The 20,951-nt window shown below is 68.5% G+C and carries 17 protein-coding genes and 1 tRNA gene; 4 read left to right on the plus strand and 14 right to left on the minus strand.

All coding sequences use genetic code 11. From position 1 onward, the window contains the following. Window positions 1–36: 36 nt before the first annotated feature. Window positions 37–2,496, plus strand: a complete 2,460-nt coding sequence (locus tag SPHPHY_RS0105760; RefSeq protein WP_022685753.1) for a TcfC E-set like domain-containing protein — start codon at window positions 37–39, stop codon at window positions 2,494–2,496. Next, on the plus strand, window positions 2,484–3,173 hold the full coding sequence (locus SPHPHY_RS0105765; RefSeq protein ID WP_022685754.1) for a hypothetical protein: 690 nt from the start codon (window positions 2,484–2,486) through the stop codon (window positions 3,171–3,173). Before SPHPHY_RS0105760 ends, SPHPHY_RS0105765 begins: the two co-directional genes overlap by 13 nt. Window positions 3,174–3,333: 160 nt before the next feature. Here the strand turns inward: SPHPHY_RS0105765 and SPHPHY_RS0105770 are convergent. The 6 genes from SPHPHY_RS0105770 to SPHPHY_RS0105795 all read right to left on the minus strand — a co-directional run bounded on the left by SPHPHY_RS0105770 (window position 3,334) and on the right by SPHPHY_RS0105795 (window position 9,217). Further along, a tRNA-Lys gene (locus SPHPHY_RS0105770) sits at window positions 3,334–3,409 on the minus strand. A gap of 99 nt (window positions 3,410–3,508) precedes the next feature. After that, complete coding sequence (rodA, locus tag SPHPHY_RS0105775) at window positions 3,509–4,621, minus strand: rod shape-determining protein RodA (RefSeq protein ID WP_022685755.1); 1,113 nt, start codon at window positions 4,619–4,621, stop codon at window positions 3,509–3,511. Further along, on the minus strand, window positions 4,618–6,726 hold the full coding sequence (gene mrdA / locus SPHPHY_RS0105780) for a penicillin-binding protein 2 (RefSeq protein WP_043129953.1): 2,109 nt from the start codon (window positions 6,724–6,726) through the stop codon (window positions 4,618–4,620). The genes rodA and mrdA overlap by 4 nt, the downstream gene beginning before the upstream one ends. Before the next feature lie 20 nt (window positions 6,727–6,746). Then, entirely contained in the window at window positions 6,747–7,253 is a 507-nt protein-coding gene (mreD, locus tag SPHPHY_RS0105785; RefSeq protein ID WP_022685757.1) for a rod shape-determining protein MreD, read from the minus strand. Next, on the minus strand, window positions 7,250–8,152 hold the full coding sequence (gene mreC / locus SPHPHY_RS19470; RefSeq protein WP_022685758.1) for a rod shape-determining protein MreC: 903 nt from the start codon (window positions 8,150–8,152) through the stop codon (window positions 7,250–7,252). Before mreC ends, mreD begins: the two co-directional genes overlap by 4 nt. Window positions 8,153–8,176: 24 nt before the next feature. Then, complete coding sequence (locus SPHPHY_RS0105795) at window positions 8,177–9,217, minus strand: rod shape-determining protein (RefSeq protein ID WP_022685759.1); 1,041 nt, start codon at window positions 9,215–9,217, stop codon at window positions 8,177–8,179. 140 nt (window positions 9,218–9,357) lie between these two features. Between SPHPHY_RS0105795 and mutL the strand changes: the two genes are divergently transcribed. Further along, the gene (gene mutL, locus SPHPHY_RS0105800; RefSeq protein ID WP_028056537.1) at window positions 9,358–11,163 is read left to right on the plus strand and encodes a DNA mismatch repair endonuclease MutL; all 1,806 of its coding nucleotides are present in this window, start codon (window positions 9,358–9,360) and stop codon (window positions 11,161–11,163) included. A gap of 24 nt (window positions 11,164–11,187) precedes the next feature. Here mutL and SPHPHY_RS19475 read toward each other — a convergent pair whose 3' ends face one another. The 5 genes from SPHPHY_RS19475 to SPHPHY_RS0105825 form a co-directional block, all read right to left on the minus strand. Beyond that, on the minus strand, window positions 11,188–12,210 hold the full coding sequence (locus tag SPHPHY_RS19475) for an alpha/beta hydrolase family esterase (RefSeq protein ID WP_043129954.1): 1,023 nt from the start codon (window positions 12,208–12,210) through the stop codon (window positions 11,188–11,190). A gap of 13 nt (window positions 12,211–12,223) precedes the next feature. Then, window positions 12,224–12,619: a CopG family transcriptional regulator gene (locus tag SPHPHY_RS0105810; RefSeq protein WP_022685762.1), complete on the minus strand. Its 396-nt coding sequence runs from the start codon at window positions 12,617–12,619 to the stop codon at window positions 12,224–12,226. 74 nt (window positions 12,620–12,693) lie between these two features. Then, entirely contained in the window at window positions 12,694–13,566 is an 873-nt protein-coding gene (locus SPHPHY_RS0105815) for a hypothetical protein (RefSeq protein WP_022685763.1), read from the minus strand. Between the two features lie 148 nt (window positions 13,567–13,714). Beyond that, a complete protein-coding gene (locus SPHPHY_RS19480; RefSeq protein WP_196802204.1) occupies window positions 13,715–14,404 on the minus strand; it encodes an EAL domain-containing protein in 690 nt (229 codons plus the stop codon). 262 nt (window positions 14,405–14,666) lie between these two features. Beyond that, window positions 14,667–15,125: a YaiI/YqxD family protein gene (locus tag SPHPHY_RS0105825; protein WP_028056538.1), complete on the minus strand. Its 459-nt coding sequence runs from the start codon at window positions 15,123–15,125 to the stop codon at window positions 14,667–14,669. A gap of 131 nt (window positions 15,126–15,256) precedes the next feature. Here SPHPHY_RS0105825 and SPHPHY_RS0105830 point away from each other — a divergent pair, with 131 nt between their 5' ends. Continuing rightward, window positions 15,257–16,141, plus strand: coding sequence for a crotonase/enoyl-CoA hydratase family protein (locus SPHPHY_RS0105830; protein WP_022685766.1), 885 nt, complete (start codon window positions 15,257–15,259; stop codon window positions 16,139–16,141). 53 nt (window positions 16,142–16,194) lie between these two features. Here the strand turns inward: SPHPHY_RS0105830 and poxB are convergent, their stop codons facing one another. The 3 genes from poxB to SPHPHY_RS19485 form a co-directional block, all read right to left on the minus strand. Beyond that, window positions 16,195–17,913 (minus strand): ubiquinone-dependent pyruvate dehydrogenase, encoded by a 1,719-nt coding sequence (poxB, locus tag SPHPHY_RS0105835; RefSeq protein WP_022685767.1) that lies wholly within the window; start codon window positions 17,911–17,913, stop codon window positions 16,195–16,197. A gap of 121 nt (window positions 17,914–18,034) precedes the next feature. Further along, a complete protein-coding gene (locus tag SPHPHY_RS0105840) occupies window positions 18,035–19,960 on the minus strand; it encodes a putative bifunctional diguanylate cyclase/phosphodiesterase (RefSeq protein WP_051148281.1) in 1,926 nt (641 codons plus the stop codon). A gap of 73 nt (window positions 19,961–20,033) precedes the next feature. After that, window positions 20,034–20,726, minus strand: coding sequence for a cell wall hydrolase (locus SPHPHY_RS19485; RefSeq protein WP_022685769.1), 693 nt, complete (start codon window positions 20,724–20,726; stop codon window positions 20,034–20,036). Between the last annotated feature and the right edge of the window lie 225 nt (window positions 20,727–20,951).

Genomic DNA, 20,951 nt, shown 5'->3' on the forward strand with positions numbered 1-20,951 from the left:
GTGGCGCGGTGCTTAGACCTTTCCGGATGGCGGCGCGTGCCGCGGCACGCCGGCGCGCTGCTGGTCGCATCGCTCTGGGCACTCCTGGTCGCTTCCGCTGCACACGCGGCCGACTCGTCGGCACCACACGTCACCGCCGCGATGCCGGCCGAGTTCGCCGCGTTGGCCGCAACGCAACGCACGATCGTCGACATCTTCGTCGGCGCCCGCCGCATCGGTCAGTTTCCCGCCGATGTCGCGCAGCACGACGTCCGCCTGCTCGATCCCGTCGCGATTGCCGCTGCCATCCCGGACGTGCGCGACATGGCCGCGGTGACTGCGGCGCTCAGCAAGCCGCTGTCGATCGACGCGCGACCGCCCTGCGACCCTGCGACCGGCTGCGTGGCTGCTACCGGCACCGGCATCAATGCTACCTATGATGCCGCGACCTTTCGACTGGCGCTTTCGCTTGCCCCCCGGCTGCTCGCCGTCCGCAGCGTGCAGGCCGACTATCTCGAGGATGCACTGACGGCGCCATCGGCCGTGGCGACGATCGGCATCGCGGTTGCAGGCGGCGGCGGAGCGGGCACCGCCTATGCTGTTCGCAACCGGCTGGTCGCGGGGGTCGGGCCGATCCACCTGCTGTCGGACACGTCCTTCTCGACATGGGACGGCGCGCGGATGGATACCCTGGCCGCTGACATCGACCGCCGCGACCTTCGGCTCCGCGCGGGCCTCTTCTACGCGCCCGGTGCCGACCTCGTGGGGCGCCGGCGCATCCTTGGTGTGGGCGTCGCGACGCAGTTCGACACGCGGGCGGACCGCATGGCGTTGAGCGGCACCCCGCTGATCGTGCTCCTGGCGCAGCGCGCGCGGGTCGACGTCTACGTCCAGGGGCAGCTGGTCAGTTCGCAAACCTATGAAAGCGGCAATCAGGCGCTTGATACCAGCTCGTTCGCCGACGGCTCCTATCCGGTCGAGCTGCGCATCACGGAGAATGGCGGCGCGACCCGGGTCGAACAGCGCTTCTTCAGCAAAAGCGCCGCGCTGGCCCCCGCGGGCCGGGTGGTCTTCGACGCGCAAGTGGGCGTTCTGGCACAGACTGGCGCCGATCGGGGCGAACGGATCGCGATTGCCACCGGCGGGGCGCGAGGCCGCTTCGGTGGACATGTCGCATGGGACGCGGCGGCGATGGTGACTGCGGCCAACAGTGTGGCGGAGGGTGGGCTCTCACTGCTCACCGAACGCGCGCAGGCGCGTGTCGCGCTGCTGGCCTCCACCCGCGGCGATCGCGGCGTAGCGGCGCAGCTGAGTTCGGCCGGCGGCAGTCCGCTCGGCTACAGTCTCGACCTTCGTCATGTGCGCAGCGCGACCGGTACCGCGTTGATCGCCGACACGGCCGACACGGCCGACGCGTCGGATCGCGATATGGCGACCCGGATGATGCGCCTGCGCGGCACCGGGACGCAGGCGAGCTATACGCAGCTCCTCGGAAACCTGTCCTATTCATTGCCGCGTGCGCAAGTGGGCCTTTCCGGCTATCTCTTTCGCACCGCTGCGCGGGGTGCCGCGTATTCGTTCGGCCCCAACATGCGCTGGTCCGTCCTTCAACGCGATCGATTCCAGTTGTCGCTCACCGGGCAATATGCGCGCACCCGGCGCGGCGATGCGCTGGCGTTCGGGGTCCAGTTCCAGCTGCTGGGACCGCGCGCCGCGATCAGCACCGCGGCGGGCGTACAGCGCGACGTGGTCGGGGACAGGCACGTGCTCTCGCCGGTGATCGAGTCGTCGGCGACGCTGCACCGCGACGATATCGCCGGCGGCACGCTCGATGCCGGCGCGCTGGTGCAACGCGCCGCAAACGGCAGCATCCTCCAGCTTACCGGGGAGCGACGCAGCGCGCTTGGCCGTGCCGCGCTGGCCCTTACGGCGCGGCCGGACGCGCCGAACGGTGGCTTGCAATACGGGCTCACCGCGCAGACCTCGTTCGGGGTGACGCGGCGCGGCCTGCGGCTCGGTGCGGAGGGGCAGAACGACAGCATGATTGCGGTGGCGGTGGACGGCGATCCGGCCGCACTCTTCGAGCTGCTCGTCGACGATGCCGTGCGCGGCACGTTGCGAGGCGGGCAGCGGACGGTACTAACGGTGCAACCCTATCGTCGCTATCGTGTCCGGCTGCGCGCGATTGCCGCCGGGCTGATCGCGTTCGACGCACGGACGCGCACGGTCGACGTCTTTCCGGGCAGTGTGGCGTCGCTGGACTGGACCGCGCGCCCGGTGCGCGCGATGTTCGGCCGGCTGGTCGACGGCCGGGGTGCGCCGATCGTCGACGCCGACCTGACCGCCGGCGACGCCGTCGCGGCGTCTGACCCGCAGGGATATTTCCAGATCCAGGCCGCCGCCGATGCGGTGCTGACCGCGCGCACCGGTGCCGGCCTGACCTGCACCGCACGCCTGACCGACGACTACGCCCCCACGCCCTACGCCCGCCTTGGAGATGTCGCATGCCTACCCTGAGCCGCCTCGCCGCCGCGTTGTTCGCCACCGCCGCGCTTGCCGCACCGGCGCAGGCCAATATCGTGCTGAGCCAGGTGGTGGTCGATCTGGCCGCAGGCGGCGACATGGCGCAGGACGTGGAGATCGCCAACGACGACAAGGAGGTAGCCTATGTCGCGGTGACGCCGTTCGCGATCGCGTCTCCCGGCGGCGCCGACGAGGGCCGGACGCCGATCGTCGACCCGGAGGCGGGCGGGTTGCTGGTCTCGCCGCAGCGGCTGATCCTCCAGCCCGGTGAACGCAAGACGGTCCGCATCGCCGCGATCGCGCCGCGCGGCGCGGCCGACCGCATCTTCCGCGTGACCATAAAGCCCGTCGCTGGCCCGGTGACCGCGCCGGTGACCGCGCTGAAGCTGCTGGTCGGCTATGACGTGCTCGTCATTCAGCGCCCTGCGACGCCGGTCGGGCACATCGTCGCGACGCGCAGCGGTGCCACGCTCGCGCTGCGCAACGACGGCAATACCAACGCCGAACTGTTTGACGGGCGCCAGTGCACGGGCAACGACCCGTCGAGCTGCCGGGCGCTGCCGTCGCGGCGGATCTACGCGGGGCAGACCTGGTCGCAGACGCTGCCCGGTGTGGGCAAGGTGACCTATCAGGTCGCGGTCGGCGCGTTGAACCGCGCGGAGCAATACTGACGGCGATGCGGACGTGTAGTCACGCTGCGGGCGGCCGCTTACGGGTCCCAAGGTTCGAGATGTCGGCGCCGTTTGGCGACGTAAGGATACCTGGGAGGAAAGGCAGGAGACGGCCAAAGCACAACGACCCCGCGATCGCTCGCGAGGCCGTCGGAAAACCTGGTGGACGCACTTGGGCTCGAACCAAGGACCCGCTGATTAAGAGTCAGCTGCTCTACCAACTGAGCTATGCGTCCGTTGATCGTCGGGGAAGCGTTTCCGAAGAACCGCCCGGCGATCGGGAAGCGCGCCTCTAACAGCGCTTCCGGGATTCGCAAACCCCTTTTTTCACTTTTTCACCAGCCCGTCCGCTGGCGCAGCGTGGTCGAGCGATCGATGCCCATCAGGATGCCGAGCGAAATCAACACCGTCATTTGTGCCGAGCCGCCGAAGCTGACGAGCGGCAGTGGAATGCCGACAACCGGGGCGAGGCCCATCACCATCATCAGGTTGATCGCCATGTAGAAGAAAATCGTCGTGGCGAGGCCGGCCGCCGCCAGCTTGGCGAAGCGATCCTCGGCGCGCACGCCCACGTTGACGCCCCAGCGGATCACGAGCAGGAAACCGATGATGAGGAAGGCGCCGCCCGCCAGGCCCCATTCCTCCGCCATCGTCGCGAAGACGAAGTCGGTATGCCCTTCCGGCAGATAGTCGAGATGGCTCTGCGTACCTTGCAGGAAGCCCTTGCCGAAGAGCCCGCCCGAACCGATCGCGATCTTCGACTGGCTGATGTGATAGCCGGTGCCCAGCGGGTCGCTCTCCGGGTCCATGAAGATCAGGACGCGGTGCCGCTGGTAATCGTGCAGCACGTAGTTGACCGCCAGCGGGATGGCGAGCGCCGCGCCCAGCACACCGCCGACGAACAGGCGCAGCGGGATGCCGGCCAGGAACATCACCGTCGCGCCGCCCGCACAGATCATCAGCCCGGTGCCGAGATCGGGCTGCATCATCACGATCACCGCCGGCATCCCGATCAGCATCGCCGCCGGCCAGATCGCCTGGAAGCGGCGCGTCTCGGCCGCCGGCAGCATGTCGTAGAAGCGCGCCAGCGCCATCACGATCGCCAGCTTCATCATCTCCGATGGCTGGATACGGATCGGGCCGAAGCCCAGCCACCGCTGGCTGCCGCCGCGCACCGCGCCCAGCAGCTCGACCATCACCAGCAGCACGAGAAAGGTGCCGTAGATCCAGAATGCCGAGCGCTTCCACCATTCCAGCGGCACGCGTGACAGCGCCACCGCGCCGATCATGAAGACCGCGAAGCGCATGCCCTGCGGGATCACCCACGGGCGCAAGCTGCCCCCCGCGGCGGAGTAAAGCACCACCAGGCCGAAGCCGCCGATCGCGGTGACGAGCAGCAGCACGCGCCACGGCAGGGTGGCGAGCGGGGCGGGGACGAAGCCGCTCACGGCTGCGGGTCCACGCCGCGATCGAGGGGGGCGCTACGTCGCTCGCCCTCGGTCTCGGGTTCGGGCGAGCCGGTGCGCGCCGGTCCACCGCCGGCGGCCACGTCGCGGGCGGTCGCCTCGGCGCTGGCATTCGAGGCGTCGGTGGCGGCGGCGACCGCGGGGGATGCGGAGGCGGGGACATCGTCGTCGTCGGGCAATACCGGCACCACGGGGGTATGCGCGGCGCGATAGGCGGCGCGCTGCGTCGCCAGGCGGGTCGTGATGTCGCCACCCCAGGTCGGCTCGACCTCGGCGAGGCTCTTCAGCGCGCGGTCGCGGTCGAACAGGTAGGTCATGATGTCGCGTCCGATCATCGGCGTATCGAGATTGCGAACGGTGTGGCCGTTATGTTCAAGCACGATCGCGGCGGCGTAGCGCGGATTGTCGTAGGGCGCGAAGCAGACGAACAGGGCGTGGTCGCGAAGCTTGAACGGCAACTGCCCGTTCTTCAGCACCCCCGAGCGCCGCTCCGCCATCGTGATGCGGCGCACCTGCGCGGTGCCGGTCTTCGCGGCGATCGCGACGCCGGGCACCAGCATCCGTGCCGCGCCGCCGGTGCCGCCGCCGTTGACGACGCCGTTCATCGCCTCCCGGATCAGGCGGAAATGCTCGGGATCGATCGGCAGCGGCTCGGCATGCGGCTTGAACGGATCGCGGATCAGCGTCGGCACCAGCCGGCGCCCCGAAGCGAGCCGGCTTGCCATCACCGCCAGCTGCAGCGGGTTGGACAGCACATAGCCCTGACCGATCGAGGCGTTGAGCGAATCGGCGACCTTCCAGTCGGTCTTGTACTTGCGCTGCTTCCAGGCGCTGTCCGGTACGGTGCCGTAGCGCTGGGTGGAGAAGGGCAGCTCGAACTTCTGGCCGAGCCCCAGCTCGCGCGCGATCGGTGCGATCCGGTCGTAACCGACGCGGCGCACCATCTCGTAGAAATAGATGTCGCAGCTTTGCATGATCGCGTTCTTGAGATCGAGCGGTCCGTGACCGCCGCGCTTGTGACAGTGGAACACGCCATTGCCGACGCGCATCGCGCCCGAACAGAACACGCGCTCGTCGGCACCGACGCCCGCGGCGAGCAGCGCCAGCCCGTTCATCGGCTTAACGGTGGAGCCCGGCGGATACAGACCCTGCGTGACCTTGTTCATCAAGGGCACGTGATCGTCCTCGCTCAGCATCTTCCATTCGAGTTGGCTGATGCCTTCGGAGAAGGTGTTGGGATCGTAGGCGGGCATCGACACCATCGCCAGCATCTCGCCCGTCTGGCAGTCGAAGACCACCGCCGAGCCGGAGTTGGTGCCCAGCCGCCGCGCGGCATATTCCTGCAACCCGGCATCGATCGTCAGTCGCAGCGTGCGCCCCGGCAAGTCCGGGCGGGTGGCGAGTTCCTTGACCAGCTTGCCGCGCGCGGTCACCTCGACACGGCGGGCACCCGCAGTGCCGCGCAGCAGCGGCTCCATCGTCTTTTCCAGCCCGTCCTTGCCGAGCTTGAAGCCAGGGGTGACGTAGAGCGGGTCCCGGGTCTTCTTATATTGCTCGGCGGTCGCGGCGCCGACGTAGCCGATCAGGTGCGCGACCGCCGCACCGCCGGGATAATGCCGCGCGAAGCCACGCGTCGGGGCGACGCCGGGTAGTTCGGGCTGGCGGACCTGCACCGCCGCGAAGCGATCCCAGTCGATGTTCTCGGCGATCTCGACCGGGCGGAAGCCGGGTGAATGCTCCAGCTCGGCGCGGATCTGTGCCAGATCCTCGTCGGTCAGCGACAGCAGCCCGCGCAGTTGCGCCAGCACACGCTCCGGATCCTCGAGCCGGTCGGGGATTACGTCCACGCGGAAATCGGTCCGGTTGCTCGCGATCGGCTGGCCGTTGCGGTCGACGATCCAGCCGCGGCGCGGCGGGATCATGGTCATGCTGACACGATTGCTCTCGGCCAGCAGGTTGTAATGCTCGTTCTGCGCAATCGCGAGATAGCCCATCCGGCCGATCAGGATGCTACCCAGCCCGAACTGGCCCGCCCCGAGCAGCCAGGCACGGCGCGAGAAGCTGTAGCTTTGCGCAGCCTCGGTCATGATCTTCGGGGCGCGCGATCTCACAAGGCGCGCCGCAGATCGATCCACGCGACCAGGCGCGCGGCGGCGGGGAAAAGCAGGACCGACATCATGATCTGAAGCAATAGCACGCTATCGACGTGCGCGCCGAACGGCGTCGCGGCCAGCCTTCCGCCCACCAGCGCGAGCCCGATCGCCAGCGCCGCGATCGCCCAGCTTTGCGCGAAGTCGCGCACGCCCGACCTCGCGTCGATCGCGTCGACCAGGAAATAGGCCAGTGTCCACAGCAGCATCGCGCTGCCGATCGGCTGACCCGAGACGAGATCGTCGAACAGCCCGAGCAGCGCCGGTGCCCAGACCCGCAGCGACAGCGGCGCGAGCAGCCGCCACGACAGCAGGATCAGCAGTCCGACCGGCGGCAGCAGCGGCAAGGTCGCATCCCAGGGCAGGATCGTCACGAGCGACCCGGCCATGACCGTCGCCCACGGCAACAGCCGCGCGCGCCCGGCGGGCAGCGGTTCCTCGAAGGGCGGGCGAGACGGTTTCACGGCTCGGGCGTGGGGGTCGGCGCAGGGGTTGGGGACGGTACGGGAGCCGGTGGCGGAGGTGGCATGAACGCACGGTGGACGATCGCGAAATCCAGCACGTCGGGGCGCGCGAACGGTCGGGCCGGGGCGCTTTCGGTGCCGGCACGCAGCACGCGCGCGACGGGCACGCCGGGCACGAAGATGCCGCCCGTTCCCGAGGTGACGAAGATGTCGCCGGGGCGGAAATGCCCGTCGGCGGTGTCGATCGTGCGAATGTCGATCAGCCCGTCACCGCGCCCCGCGGCCAGCGCCGGGCGGCCATCGCGCGAACGACGGACCGGCACGACGCTCTCGGCATCGGTGACCAGCAGCACGCGTGCGGTGTTGGGGCCGGCGTAGAGGACGCGCCCGATCAACCCTTCCGGGCCGCTGACCGGCTGGCCGTCCGTCACGCCTTGCCAGCTGCCGGCGTTGAGCAGGCCGTAGCGGCGCGTGCTCGACGCGCTGGTGCTGACGATCCGCGCGACCGTGACGGTGTCCTGACGCTGATCGCGCACACGCAGCAGCGCGCGAAGCCGGACGTTCTCTAGGCGAGCCTGCCGCCCGACCAGCAACGCGCCGCGCGCGCGGGCAAGTCGTTCGCGCAACTCCGCATTCTCACCGTGGACCCGCCACCAGGTGCCGATCGCCTCGGGCACGGTCGCGATGGTGCGCACCACTGCGCCACCGGCTGTGGCGACCGGCGTCGTCGCTTCCGCCACCGCCGCCTGCGCGACCGAGAAGGCGGCGGGGTTGAACGTCGACAGCGCGAGCAGGACCGCCCCTACCACCGCCCCGGCGATGCCGAGGATGTAGGTGACGAACAGCCCATATTGCGCCCGCCGCGAAAAGCCGGGGCGCCGATCCCGCGACGGCGCCATTGCCGTCACCTCCCGCCTTCGAAATTAGCCGTTCTGGAGCACTGCGCGGAACAGCGGGTCTTCCAGTGCGCGCCCGGTGCCGATCGCCACGCAGATCAGCGGATCGTCGGCGATCGTCACCGGCAGCCCGGTCTCGTCGCGCAGCACCTCGTCCAGCCCCTGCAGCAAGGCACCACCGCCGGTCAGCACGATCCCCTGATCGACGATATCCGCCGCCAGTTCGGGAGCGGTGTTCTCCAGCGCGATCCGCACGCCGTCGACGATCGCGGCCACGGGTTCGCTGACCGCCTCGGCGATCTGCGCCTGGTTGATCTGGATTTCCTTCGGCACGCCGTTCACCAGGTCGCGACCCTTGATGTGAACCGTCTTGCCGATGCCGTCGACCGGCGGCTTGGCGCAGCCCAACTCCTGCTTGATCCGCTCCGCGGTCGCCTCGCCGATCAGCAAATTGTGGTTACGGCGCACGTAGCTGACGATCGCCTCGTCCATCTTGTCGCCGCCGACTCGCACCGACGTGGTGTAGGCGAGGCCGCGCAGCGACAGCACCGCGACCTCCGTCGTGCCGCCGCCGATATCGACCACCATGCTGCCGACCGGCTCCGTCACGGGCATGTCGGCGCCGATCGCAGCCGCCATCGGCTCCTCGATGAGGTAGACGGCGCTGGCGCCGGCGTTCTGCGCCGCGTCACGGATCGCGCGGCGCTCCACCTTGGTCGAGCCCGACGGCACGCAGATCACGATCTCCGGCCAGCGCATGAAACGCCGGCGCCCGTGCACCTTCTCGATGAAATATTTGATCATCTGCTCGGCGACGTCGATATCGGCGATGACGCCGTCGCGCAGCGGGCGGATCGCCTCGATCGAGCCGGGCGTCTTGCCCATCATCAGCTTGGCATCGTTACCGACAGCCTTGACCCGCTTGACGCCGTTGATCGTCTCCACCGCCACCACCGACGGTTCGTTGAGCACGATGCCGCGGCCACGCACGTACACGACCGTGTTCGCGGTTCCGAGATCGATCGCCATGTCGTGTGAGGTCATCTTGAACAGGCGCGAAAAAAACATTGCGAGGGCCGTCCGTATAATCTTCGCCGGAAAAGGGGCGCCGGCAGTGGTCGTCCAAAGTCCGCGCACCCGCAGGAATCATGCTGGCGATGGTATCTGCGGGGTCGCGGGATGCCGCGGCTTGGGCTAGGTGCTGGCTCGTGTCAATACGCCGTCTCCCCTCGCATCTGGTCAACCGCATCGCTGCCGGTGAAGTGGTGGAAAGACCCGCCAGCGCGTTGAAGGAGTTGGTCGAGAATGCGATCGATTCCGGCGCGACACGCATCGCCGTGGTGCTGGCGGCGGGCGGGATCGAGCGGATCGAGGTCGCCGACGACGGCTGCGGGATGACCCCGGCCGAGCTCGCGCTGGCGCTGGAGCGGCACGCCACCTCCAAGCTGCCGGATGAAGATATCGACCGCGTCCAGACGCTTGGCTTCCGTGGCGAGGCTTTGCCGTCAATCGCTTCCGTTGCGCGGTTGACGATCGAGAGCCGCCCCGTCGGCGCGGAGGGATGGGCGCGGACAATCGACAATGGCGCGCTGGAGCGCGACGGGCCCGCCGCATTGCCGCCCGGCACGCGCGTGGTGGCGGAGGCGTTGTTCGCGCGGGTGCCGGCGCGGCGCAAGTTCCTGCGTTCGCCGCGCGCCGAATATGGCGCGTGCCTCGACGTGGTACGACGGCTGGCGATGGCACGACCCGATATCGCCTTCTCGGTCGAGCATGACGGGCGGCGTGTGCTGTCGGTGATCGCGGCCGAGGGGCGGCCGGCACGTGTCGCGGCGCTGACCGACCGAGCGCTGGCCGACAATTCGGTGGCGATCGATCTGGAGCGCGAGGGGCATGTGCTGGGCGGGGTCGCGGGGCTGCCGACCTTCCACCGCGGGGTGGCCGATCATCAATATCTGTTCGTCAACGGCCGACCCGTACGCGATCGGTTGCTGATCGGGGCAATCCGCGGCGCCTATGCCGAGATGATGCCGCGCGACCGCCATGCCGTGGTCGCGCTGTTCCTCGACGTGCCACCCAGCGAAGTCGACGTGAACGTCCATCCGGCCAAGACCGAGGTGCGTTTCCGCGATCCGGCGCTGGTGCGCGGGATGATCGTGTCCGGATTACGCCGCGCGCTGGACGCCGCGGGGCACCGCGTCGCGCACTCGGCCCCGGCCGATATCATGGCGTTGTGGACGCAAGGTTCGAGCGTTCCCCCGGCGTTTGATGGCGACGCGAGCGGAACCTCCGGTGAGCCGGTGGGATCACAGGGCTCCGCCCCGACCTTCCCGGCCGGGCAGGGGCTCCGATTGAACGACCACCGGCCGACTTTCTTCGCCGCCCCGCCGCAGGCGCGTCCGACCCCGGAGTGGACGCCGCCGCCGGTGCGCGAGGACTTCCCGCTCGGCGTCGCGCGCGGGCAGGTGGCGAAGACCTATATCGTCGCCGAAGCCGAGGACGGGCTGGTATTGGTCGACCAGCATGCGGCGCACGAGCGGCTGGTGCTGGAGCGGATGCGCGTCGCGCTCGCCGGCGGGCGGGTGGCAAGCCAGTCGCTGCTGATCCCCGAAGTGATCGAGCTGGAAGAACCGGCGTGCGACCGGCTGGAGGCGCGTATCGCGGAACTCGCTGAATTCGGGTTGGAACTGGAGCGGTTCGGCGCCCGCGCGATGCTGGTGCGCGCTACCCCCGCGCTGTTGGGCAGTGGCGATCCGAAAGGGCTGGTGACCGACCTCGCTGACGAACTCGCCGCCTATGACGAGGCCTTGTCGTTGCGCGAGCGGCTGGACGCGATCGCCGGGACGATGGCGTGCCATGGATCGGTGCGCGCGGGGCGGGTGCTGTCACCGGCGGAAATGAACGCGCTACTGCGCGAGATGGAGGCGACGCCGCATTCCGGGCAGTGTAACCACGGCCGTCCGACGTGGGTGAAGCTGGATCTTAAAACCGTTGCGAAGCTGTTCGGCCGCTCGTGAGGCGTCCGACATGCGATCCGCCTATCAACCAGGCGCGCGATGGGTCGTGAAGAAGCGAAGCATCGCGCGCGAGGCGTCCGGGCCGGCGGCATCAGCGTAGGAGCCGGCCGGATCGCCGCCCGACCAGGCGTGGCCGGCACCGGCGATCGTCCACTGCTCGATCAGGATCCTGCCGGCAGCGTCGCGGCTGAGCGTGCGCGTGTAGCGCCGACCGCCCGCGGTGCCATCCTCGATCTCGATCGTCACCGGTACGCCCGTTGCAGTTGCGGCGGCGGTGACGATCGCCTGCGCGTTCGCTTCGTCGACTACGCCGTCACGGTCGCCGTGAAACGTGATAACCGGCACGAAACGCGCGTTTGCGCGCGCGGCGCTTCGCTGTGCGGCACCGCGCTTCATCGCGGTCAGTGCCTCGGGCAGGGTCCTTGCGGCACCGCAGGCAAGGCCGGAGTGGATGCCGACCGCAGCGAACAACTCCGGATAGGCATCGGCCATGATCGCGGCGGCGGCACCGCCGGCCGATAGCCCGGCGACATAGACGCGAGCGGGGTCGGCGTGTTCGGCGGCGAGCACGTCGTTCACAATGCCGGCGATCAGCGCCGGCTCGCCGCGGTCGCGGGCCTGGTCGCCGGGGCGAAACCAGTTCCAGCAGCGCTGCTGGTTGGCGGTCTGCGTCTGACGCGGGTAGGCGACGAGGAAGCCGAGTTCGTCGGCGAGCCGGTTCATTCCGGTGCCGCGCGCGAAATCCTCGGGGCTCTGGGTGCAGCCGTGGAGCATCACCACCAGCGGCATGCCGGGCGCGGCGGCGGCCGGGCGATAGAGCATATAGTCGAGCGCGCCCACCTGTCCGTTATGACGACGCGTGTCGAAGCGACCGATGGCGGGCGTGTCGATGATGGCAGCCGGGAGGATCGCGCCGGCGACCGGCTGTGGCGGGCGCGGGCGATCCGGGTTCGTACCGAGCGCGTTCCGTAGCAGCGCACTTGCGCCGGTCAGGTCGCCGGTGCGGGTCAGCCGCAGCGCTTCGGCCATTGTGGTCTGTAGCGTCATCGATCTTCTCCGTTCAGGCGAGGCGGTCGGCGAGCGCGGCCTTGACCGCGGGTGTCGCATGGAGTGCACCCAGAACGGTTACCGATCCGATCGCGGCGCGCGCGAGTTCGGGAGTGACGTCGGGGGCGATGGTAAGCAGGCCGAGCACGCGGATGTCGAGCATCTCGTCCTTGGCGCGTGCCGCTTCGAGGTCGCGGGCGGCGAGATGGCAGAGCCCGAGCTGGAGTTGGCGACGCGTCGCCGATTGGCGTGCCGCTTCGCCGTGTCGATCCAGCTGATTGCGGATCGCTGTGCGGATGAAGTCGCTGCGATTGCCGTAAAAGCCCTCCCGCACCAGCAGATCGACGTGCCCCAGGTCGACGAACCCGAGGTTGATCGTGATCTTCTCACTGTCCTGCTGCTGCGCCATGCTCGATCCACCATCCGTATGGATGGTATTTGGATGGCGATCAGCGAATTACAAGATGTACGCGGAGGCCAGTCTCAGCGGATGATTGCGAACCTGATCCGGGCGGTCAGGTCCATGACCACGATGCCATCCCAGACGGGTGCATTGCCGAGCACGCCGTCGGTGGGCACCGGCCAGTCCGCGAACCCTGCCGGTGCGAGCGGGTTGGTGAAGACGGTGACGCGCCCGAGATCGACCGTGCCGACGCGGAGCGAAGCCGTCGACGGTGCGCCGGCGATGACGAGCGGCTTGCCCCATGCGGTGCCGCGGTAGCTGGCGGGCGCGTCCGCGGTGGTCGTGCGGCCGGTCAGTCGCCGCCAGAGCGAGAGGTCGACGCTGAGCGGCAACTCACTGGAGCCGGTGTCGAACACGACGGTGTCGCTTGCGAACGTACCGATGGTGACCGGGACGTGGAACTTGGCATTGCGGAGCATCGCGCGCACCGACGGGGCCGCAGCGATCGGGGCGGGCACGTCGCCGGCGGCGAACAGGCAGAAGCGCCGGGCGGGATAATCGATCACCACCACCCGGCCGAGCAACGCGGGTAGCCCGAGCGTGCCTTGCACCTGCGCGTCGGGAGTCATGTCACGATTGGCGTAGAGCGTCGGGCGGTTGAGCGTGGTGCCGGCGATCGTGAGCGTCGTGGCGCGGAACGTCTCAGCGCCGGCCGGGGTGCCGGCGGGCGGCGCTCCGTACAGGCTGGTGGCATCGGCGCCGGTATCGAGCTGCATCCACAGCGCGCGGCCGTCGAGCGCGACAGGCACGGTGATCGCCCCGCGCGGTCCGGTGTCGCTGGGGACCCATCGGAACGCCGTGCATGACGGACCGGACAGGCTGGCGCTAGCAGCGCCGAGCGTCGTGGCGGGAGCAAGCGCGGCGGCGAGCACGGCAAAGGCGGGAGCGATCATTATCGAACCCTTACAACCGGGCGCGATGGCGTCCAGAGCGGCGGCCCGGCGTTGTGGAACGCTGACGAAGGCCGCGCATGGCTGACAAGCAGACCCGCGCTAGCTAAACCGCGACCCTTGCCAGATGCTCTCGCGGCCTATCTGCCGCTCAGCCGAAATTCACGGGCGGAAGTGCGGCGACCGCGGGGCGGGCGAGCAGATAGCCCTGGCATAGCCGAATGCCGAGATCGCGCAGCGTTTGAAGTTCGGCGCCGGTCTCAATACCCTCTGCGATGCAGCCGATGCCCAGCGCCTCGGCGATCCTCACCACGCCCGCGACGATCGCCTGACGCGCGGGCGACGCATCGATGTCGCGGATCAACGCCATGTCGAGCTTGATCATGTCGGGGCGCAGGTCGGCGAGCAGCCCGAGCCCGGCATAGCCAGCGCCGAAATCGTCGATCGCGGTGGTAAAACCGCGGGCGCGATATGCCGCGACGATCCGCTGGACGTGCGCGACGTCGCGCATCCGTTCGTCCTCGGTGAATTCGAACATCAGCCGCCGCCGATCGAAGCCGACGCGCTGCGCCGCGGCCAGCGAGGCGCGGATGCACGCATCCGGTTCGTAGACCGCGTTCGGCATGAAGTTGATCGACAGCTTCGTCGAATCGTCGGCACCGAACAACCGTCCGGCGAGCGCGATCGCGGTGACGCGACACTTCTGGTCGAACTTGTAGATCATCTCCGGATCGACGCGCGCCAGCACCTCGCCCGCCGACAAACCGTCTACACCACGCACCAGCGCCTCATAGGCGAAGACCGTCCCGGTTGTGACGTCGACGATCGGCTGGAATGCCATGGTGATCGCGGTGCCGAAGGGAGCGCCCCCACGGCACCCGGGGCAGGGATGTTCTGCCGCGGCCGGCAACAGCGATGCGTCGTCGATCATATCCGTCACCTTGGTCGCGACCGGCCTTACGCCTGCGCCGCAATCCTTTCCACGGGCATGCGTAGCGGTGCGCAGGTTAAACAACGGCAAAGACGAAGAAAGGTTCTTGCGCTCACGAACGTCGGGCGGGCCGTAGCATTACCCGTCCGTCAGACGTGGCGCGGAGAGCCGGTCAGATTCCTGCCTGCCGTCGTGCGCGGATCACCGCCGTGTCCAGCGCCGACAGGAACCGCGAGCGATCCTCCTTTGCGAACGGCGGTGGGCCGCCGATACGGTCGCCTCCTGCACGCAGGTCGCTCATGATCGCGCGCACCGCGACGGCGTTACCGATCGAGCTGCTGGTGAACGGGCGACCGTTGGGGGAGATCACCGCGGCGGCGCCGGCTTTCAGGCACCGATCGGCGAGCAGTATGTCGGCGGTGACCACGACGGTGCCGCCATCGACGCGCTCGGCGATCCAGTCGTCCGCCGCGTCGAAGGTGTCGCCGACCACGACTCGCTCGATCAGCGGGTGCACGGGCACGCGCAGGTGCGCGTTGCTGACGACCGTCACAGGCACCGCGAGCCGGTACGCGACCCGGTAGATCTCCTCCTTCACCGGGCAGGCGTCGGCGTCGACCAGGATGCGCAAGGACACAGACATCGCCGCTCCATGCCACAACGCCCGCGTGCGGCACAGGCGGACGTGCGGCATTCGAACATCACCGTCGCCGGTCTATCCTCGAGCAGCAGCATTCCGCTGTTTCCCCTGGAGGAAGATTGATGACCGTCGAAACACTCATCACACCCGCGCGTGCGCTGTTCGCGCTCGATCAGCTGGACGTTCAATTCGATCCGGCGCTCGGTACCCTGTGGACCTACATGCGCCCGCACGCGCGCCCCAGCTTCAATCCCGGATTGCTCCACGACTTCGTGCAATGGCAGGACGACGTCGGCCTGGCGGTCGACAGCGGCGCGATGCCGATCCGCTATCTGGTGCTCGGCTCGCACTTTCCCGGCGTGTTCTCGCTTGGCGGCGACCTGGATCTGTTCGCGCAGCTGATTCGCGGGCGCGACCGCGCGGCGTTGGTCAAATACGGTCAGGCGTGCGTGCAGATACTCCATCGCAACATGCTCGGGCTCGGGCGGCCGATCGTCACGATCGGGCTGGTCGAAGGCGACGCACTGGGCGGCGGGTTCGAAGCATTGCTGTCGTTCAACGTCGTCATCGCCGAGCGCGGCGCGACGTTCGGGCTGCCCGAGACGCTGTTCGGGCTGTTCCCCGGCATGGGCGCGCATTGCTTCCTCTCGCGGCGGCTGGGCGCCGCACGGGCCGAGCAGATGATCCTGAGCGGGCGCAGTTACACGGCCGAGGAATTGTACGACATGGGACTGGTTCACGCGCTTGCCGAACCCGGTGACGGACGGCGGATGGTCGAGGACTATATCCGCGGCAACCGCCGCCGCCACAGCGCGCATTGCGCGATCTACGAGGCGTCGCGCGCGGTGAACCCGTTACCGCTCGCCGAGTTGGAGGCGGTGGTCGATCTATGGGCAGACGCGGCGCTACGTCTGGGGGAGACTGACCTGAAGCTGATGCGTCGATTGGTGGCAGCGCAGGTGAAACTGCTGGAGAAAGCGGGGCAGGTCACCGTGGCAGCGGATTGAATCGCGAGGACGACAGGCGCTCCCGGCATCGCTTCGAGGTCGGGGCGTCATCGTCACCGGAACAGGTTCGCCTTTGCCAGTTCGACCACTTCGTCGCCGCGGCCGCTCATGATCGCGCGGAGCGTGTAGAGGCTGAAGCCCTTCACCTGCTCGGCCTTGATCTTGGGCGGCATCGCGAGTTCCTGCGTTTCGGTCACGACGTCGACCAAGGCCGGACCATCATGTTCAAAGGCGGCACGTAGTGCCGCCTCCAGCTCGTCGGAGCGGGTGACGCGCGCACCAAAGAAGCCCATCTCGCGTGCGACCGCACCGAAATCGGGGTTCTGGAGCGAGACTGCGGTGTCGACATAGCCAGCGGCCTTCTGCTCCATCGCAACGAAGCCGAGCGTCGAATTGTTGAAGACGACGATCTTGATCGGAAGCTGCATCTGCACCGCCGTGAGCATGTCGCCCATCAGCATCGTCAGCCCGCCATCGCCGGACAGCGACACGACCTGTCGCCCCGGGAACGCCGCCTGAGCACCCAACGCCTGCGGCATCGCATTGGCCATCGAGCCGTGGTTGAACGATCCGATGAGTCGCCGACGCCCGTTCATCGTCAGATAGCGTGCTGCCCAGACCGCGGGGGTGCCGACGTCGGCGGTGAACACCGCGTCGCGGTCGGCGACCGCGTCGATGGTACGCGCGACGAATTGCGGGTGGAGCGGCTTTTCGCCATCGCGCGCGGTGGCGAGATCATCGAGCCCCTTGCGCGCCTTGGCGTAATGATCGCGTGCCTTGGTCAGGAACGTGTCGGAACGGCCAGGGGCGATGCGTTCGCGCAGCGCGCTCGCGGCTTCGCGCACGTCGGCGACGATGCCGATGTCGAGCTGAACGCGGCGGCCGAGCGCGGAAGGATCGCGATCGACCTGCGCGATCCTCGCCTTTTCGGGGTAGAAGTTGCGATACGGGAAATCGGTGCCGAGCATCAGCAGCGTGTCACAATCCATCATCGCGTGATAGCCGGACGAGAAGCCGATCAGGCCGGTCATGCCGACGTCGAACGGATTGTCCCATTCGATATATTCCTTGCCGCGATAGGCGTGGACGATCGGTGCTTGCAGCGCGGCGGCGAGCGCCACCACCTCGTCATGCGCCCCGGCCACGCCGGCGCCACACAGCAAGGTGACGGCTTTCGATCCGTTGAGCAGTTCGGCGAGGCGATCGATCTCCGCGGCCTGCGGCACGATCCGCGGCGGCACCGGTGCGGCGAAATCGGCGCGCGCGGCGGCGGGCGCGTCCTTCAGCGCGACGTCGCCGGGAATGACCAGCACCGCGACCCCCTGCTTGCCGATCGCGGTGCGCAGCGCGCGGTGGAGCAGTTCGGGCAATTGTTCGGGCGTCTGCACCATCTCGCAGAAGTGACTGCATTCGCGGAACAGCTCGGTCGGATGCGTCTCCTGGAAGTAGGACAGGCCGATCTCGCTCGACGGGATATGCGCAGCGATCGCGAGCACGGGAACACGGTTGCGCTGGCAATCGAATAACCCGTTGATCAGATGGAGGTTGCCGGGGCCGCAACTGCCTGCGCAGACCGCAAGCGCGCCGGTAGCGGCAGCCTCCGCACCGGCCGAAAACGCGGCGACCTCTTCGTGGCGGACGTGCATCCACTCGATCTTGCCCGAACGGCGCAGGCTGTCGTTGATCGCGTTGAGGCTGTCGCCGGTTACGCCCCAGATCCGCTCGACGCCCGCCGCGGCCAGTGTTTCGGTGATGAGGTCGGCGATCTGCATGGCATGTCCTTCACTGGCGCTGCCCGGGTGGAGCGTTCGCGAGGGGGAAACCAGCGGGGTCGCGATTGGCTTCGTGCAATCGCTGCAATCGTGCGTGCCGGCACGCACATGCGCCGTCGCATCAGGGCCGGGGATCGTCCGCCAGGAGTGCTGCGACGTCGTCGGCGGGCATCGGGCGCGCCAGCAGATAGCCCTGCACCGCGTCGCACCGCGTGCGGCGGAGGTGCTCGAGCTGCGCGGGTGTCTCGACCCCTTCGGCGACGGTGCGCATCCCGAGCTTGGCGGCGAGATCGACGACGGTCTGGACGATCGCGATCGATGCCGGGCTGTGATTCAGATCGGTGATGAAGGAGCGGTCGATCTTCAGGGTCTGAAACGGGAAGCGTGTGAGATAACTAAGCGACGAATAGCCGGTACCGAAATCATCGAGCGTCGTACGCACGCGCAGCCGGTTGAGCGCTTCCAACGCCGCCAGCGATGCCTCGACATCGTCGAGCAGCACCGATTCCGTCACTTCGAGGTTCAGGCGTTCCGGAGCGAGCCCTGTGCTTCGCAAGGCGTCGAGCACCACCGCCGGTAGATGCGTGGCGCGCAACTGGATCGGCGACAGGTTCACTGCGATCGTGACGTGCGGCGGCCAGTCGCGTGCGACGCGGCACGCCTGATGGAGCACCCAATTGCCGATCGTGTCGATCAGCCCGTTATCCTCCGCGATCGGGATGAACTCGGCAGGGGAGACGGCACCGTGGCGGCGGTTGGTCCAGCGCAGCAGCACCTCGCACGAGGTGATACGATCGTCGACCAGGTCGAAGATCGGCTGGAAGCGCAAGTCGAACTCGCCGCGGTCTAGCGCTCCTTGCAATTCGCTGCCCAGCTGACGACGGCGCTCGATCTTCTCATCCATGACCGGTTCGTAGAAATATAGCTGGCCGCGTCCGCTTTCCTTGGCACGGTAGAGGGCAAGGTCGGCGTTCTTGAGCAACGTGTCGGCGTCGCGGCCGTTCTCCGGCGACACCGCCACGCCGATCGAGGCGCTGGTGCGCAGGCTGTGGCCGTCGTGCGCGACCGGCGCGCGCACCGCATCGAGGATCGCAGCACCGATCGCCGCCGCCTCGTCAGGGTCGCCGACCACGCGGACGATCGCGAATTCGTCGCCACCGAGCCGCGCCACGACGCTGTCGGCGCCGAAGCGATCGCGCAGGCGCCCGGCGACCGCGGCGAGCAAGGCGTTGCCAGCCAGGTGGCCGAAGGTGTCGTTGACCTCCTTGAAGCGATCGAGATCGAGCCAGTAGAGCGCCAGGCGACCGGCGGTGGAGGAGCGGCTGGCCAGTCGATCCTCGAACTGTTCGCGGAAGGCCGTGCGGTTCGACAGACCCGTCAGGTCGTCGCGGCGGGCGGCCGCGGCGTGATGTTCGGCAAGCGCCGCTTTCTCGTGGCTGACGATCGTCGCCTTCAGGATCGCGCCATAGGTCTGGAGCGTGATGTCCACCATCGCGATGACGAACATCAGGATCACCAGCGCCAGCACCGCTTTCAGCGGCTCAAGCGCGATCAGAAGCCCGGCGACCAGCGGCAGCGAGGCGAGACACAATTGCGCCAGCGCGATCTGCGGGCGTCCGGCATTGCGTCCTGCGATCCCCGCGGCATAGCCAATCGCGGTGGTGACGGCGAGCAGCGGCAACACGCCATCGTGCGCGCGCGTCAGCGTCAGGAAACCAAACAGGCCGAGCAGGCCGGAATAGGCCAGCGCGCCGAGCCGATATTGCAGTTCGTGGCGGCGTGCCGACGCAGCGTCCTGCGGGTGGCAGCGCATCGTGTCGGCGATCCGGACGATGCCGATCAGGCCGATCGATCCGGCGCACCCCGCCAGCCACGCGTCGTTCGCAGCCCAGGCGACGACAGCGGCGATCATCGTGCTGGTCAGTGCACCGATGATCAGCGACTGCGGCGAGGCATAAAGCGATTCGACCAGCACCGCGCGCACCTGCGCCGTGATCCGGCTGTCGGACTGGCGTAGCTGTTTCAGCCGGACGATCAGGCGCGCCATGACATGCTCATGTGCCGCAAACTATCTCCAATCCCTGAATGACCAAAGGCGAACCGCGAATTATCGTTTTTCCTCAACGGGAAAGTGAGGAAGGTCGCGCCGGTGGGCGACCGCCACGCTCGTAGAACAGGTGCGGACCGACCCGGCCGACCTTTACCAGCGAGTCGCGCCAATAGGGGACCACCCAGTCCGCGTGGTAATGCGTTGCGCGCCCGACGTCGGCGAAGACGCCGCCCGAGAGGGCGCCGCGTGCGCGGCGGCGCGCACTGGCCCAGCCGCTATGCTGCGGACGACGCGCAAACGAGCGGTCGCAGGTGAACGAGAACTGGCAGCCGGTGACGCGCGCAGCGCCTTGATAGACGACGCCGCAGACCGTCTTCGGGAAGCCGGGGCGGCGAACGCGGTTCAGCACGACCTGCATCACCGCGCGCTGCCCGCGACTGTCGTTGCCGACCTCGTAGAGCGCGGCGGTCGCAAGGCAATCGGCGGCCTGCGCGCGCGCCGCGGGACCGCCGCGGAATCGGTAGGGCGCCGCGGCGCGACGGCGGACGATCGGTACGGCGGCGTTGGAAGCGCGTGCCTGCGCCATCGACAGGGGACGGACCGGATCGGGCGACAACGTGGTGCGCGGGCCGAGCAGCGCAATCGCGATCACCGCCAGCGTCGCGATGCCGAGCAGCAGCCACCAGCGCCGCAGCGTGGCGTCGCGGCGACGCTGCCGACGCTGCCGGCTGCGCTTGCGGGGGACGGGACGATGCTGGGCCACGCGAGCGCGCTTACATCGTCGCGCGGGGGCGGCGCCAGTCGCGGGACCGGAAGGCTGGCCATGCTGGCACCTGCCCGAAAATGGAGCATTATCGCGGCGCGAACCTGTCGCGGTTGATGGTATTCCAGCATCCACACTGATATGTATCGAGTGACATCGCGCCGGGATGCCGAGTGACGGGCGTTCGTCCGACGGGCGGCGGGCTGTTGCACGCAGTGTCGGTTT

Origin of the sequence: Sphingomonas phyllosphaerae 5.2 (genome assembly GCF_000419605.1) — a bacterium.
In the GTDB taxonomy this organism is placed as follows: domain Bacteria; phylum Pseudomonadota; class Alphaproteobacteria; order Sphingomonadales; family Sphingomonadaceae; genus Sphingomonas; species Sphingomonas phyllosphaerae_B.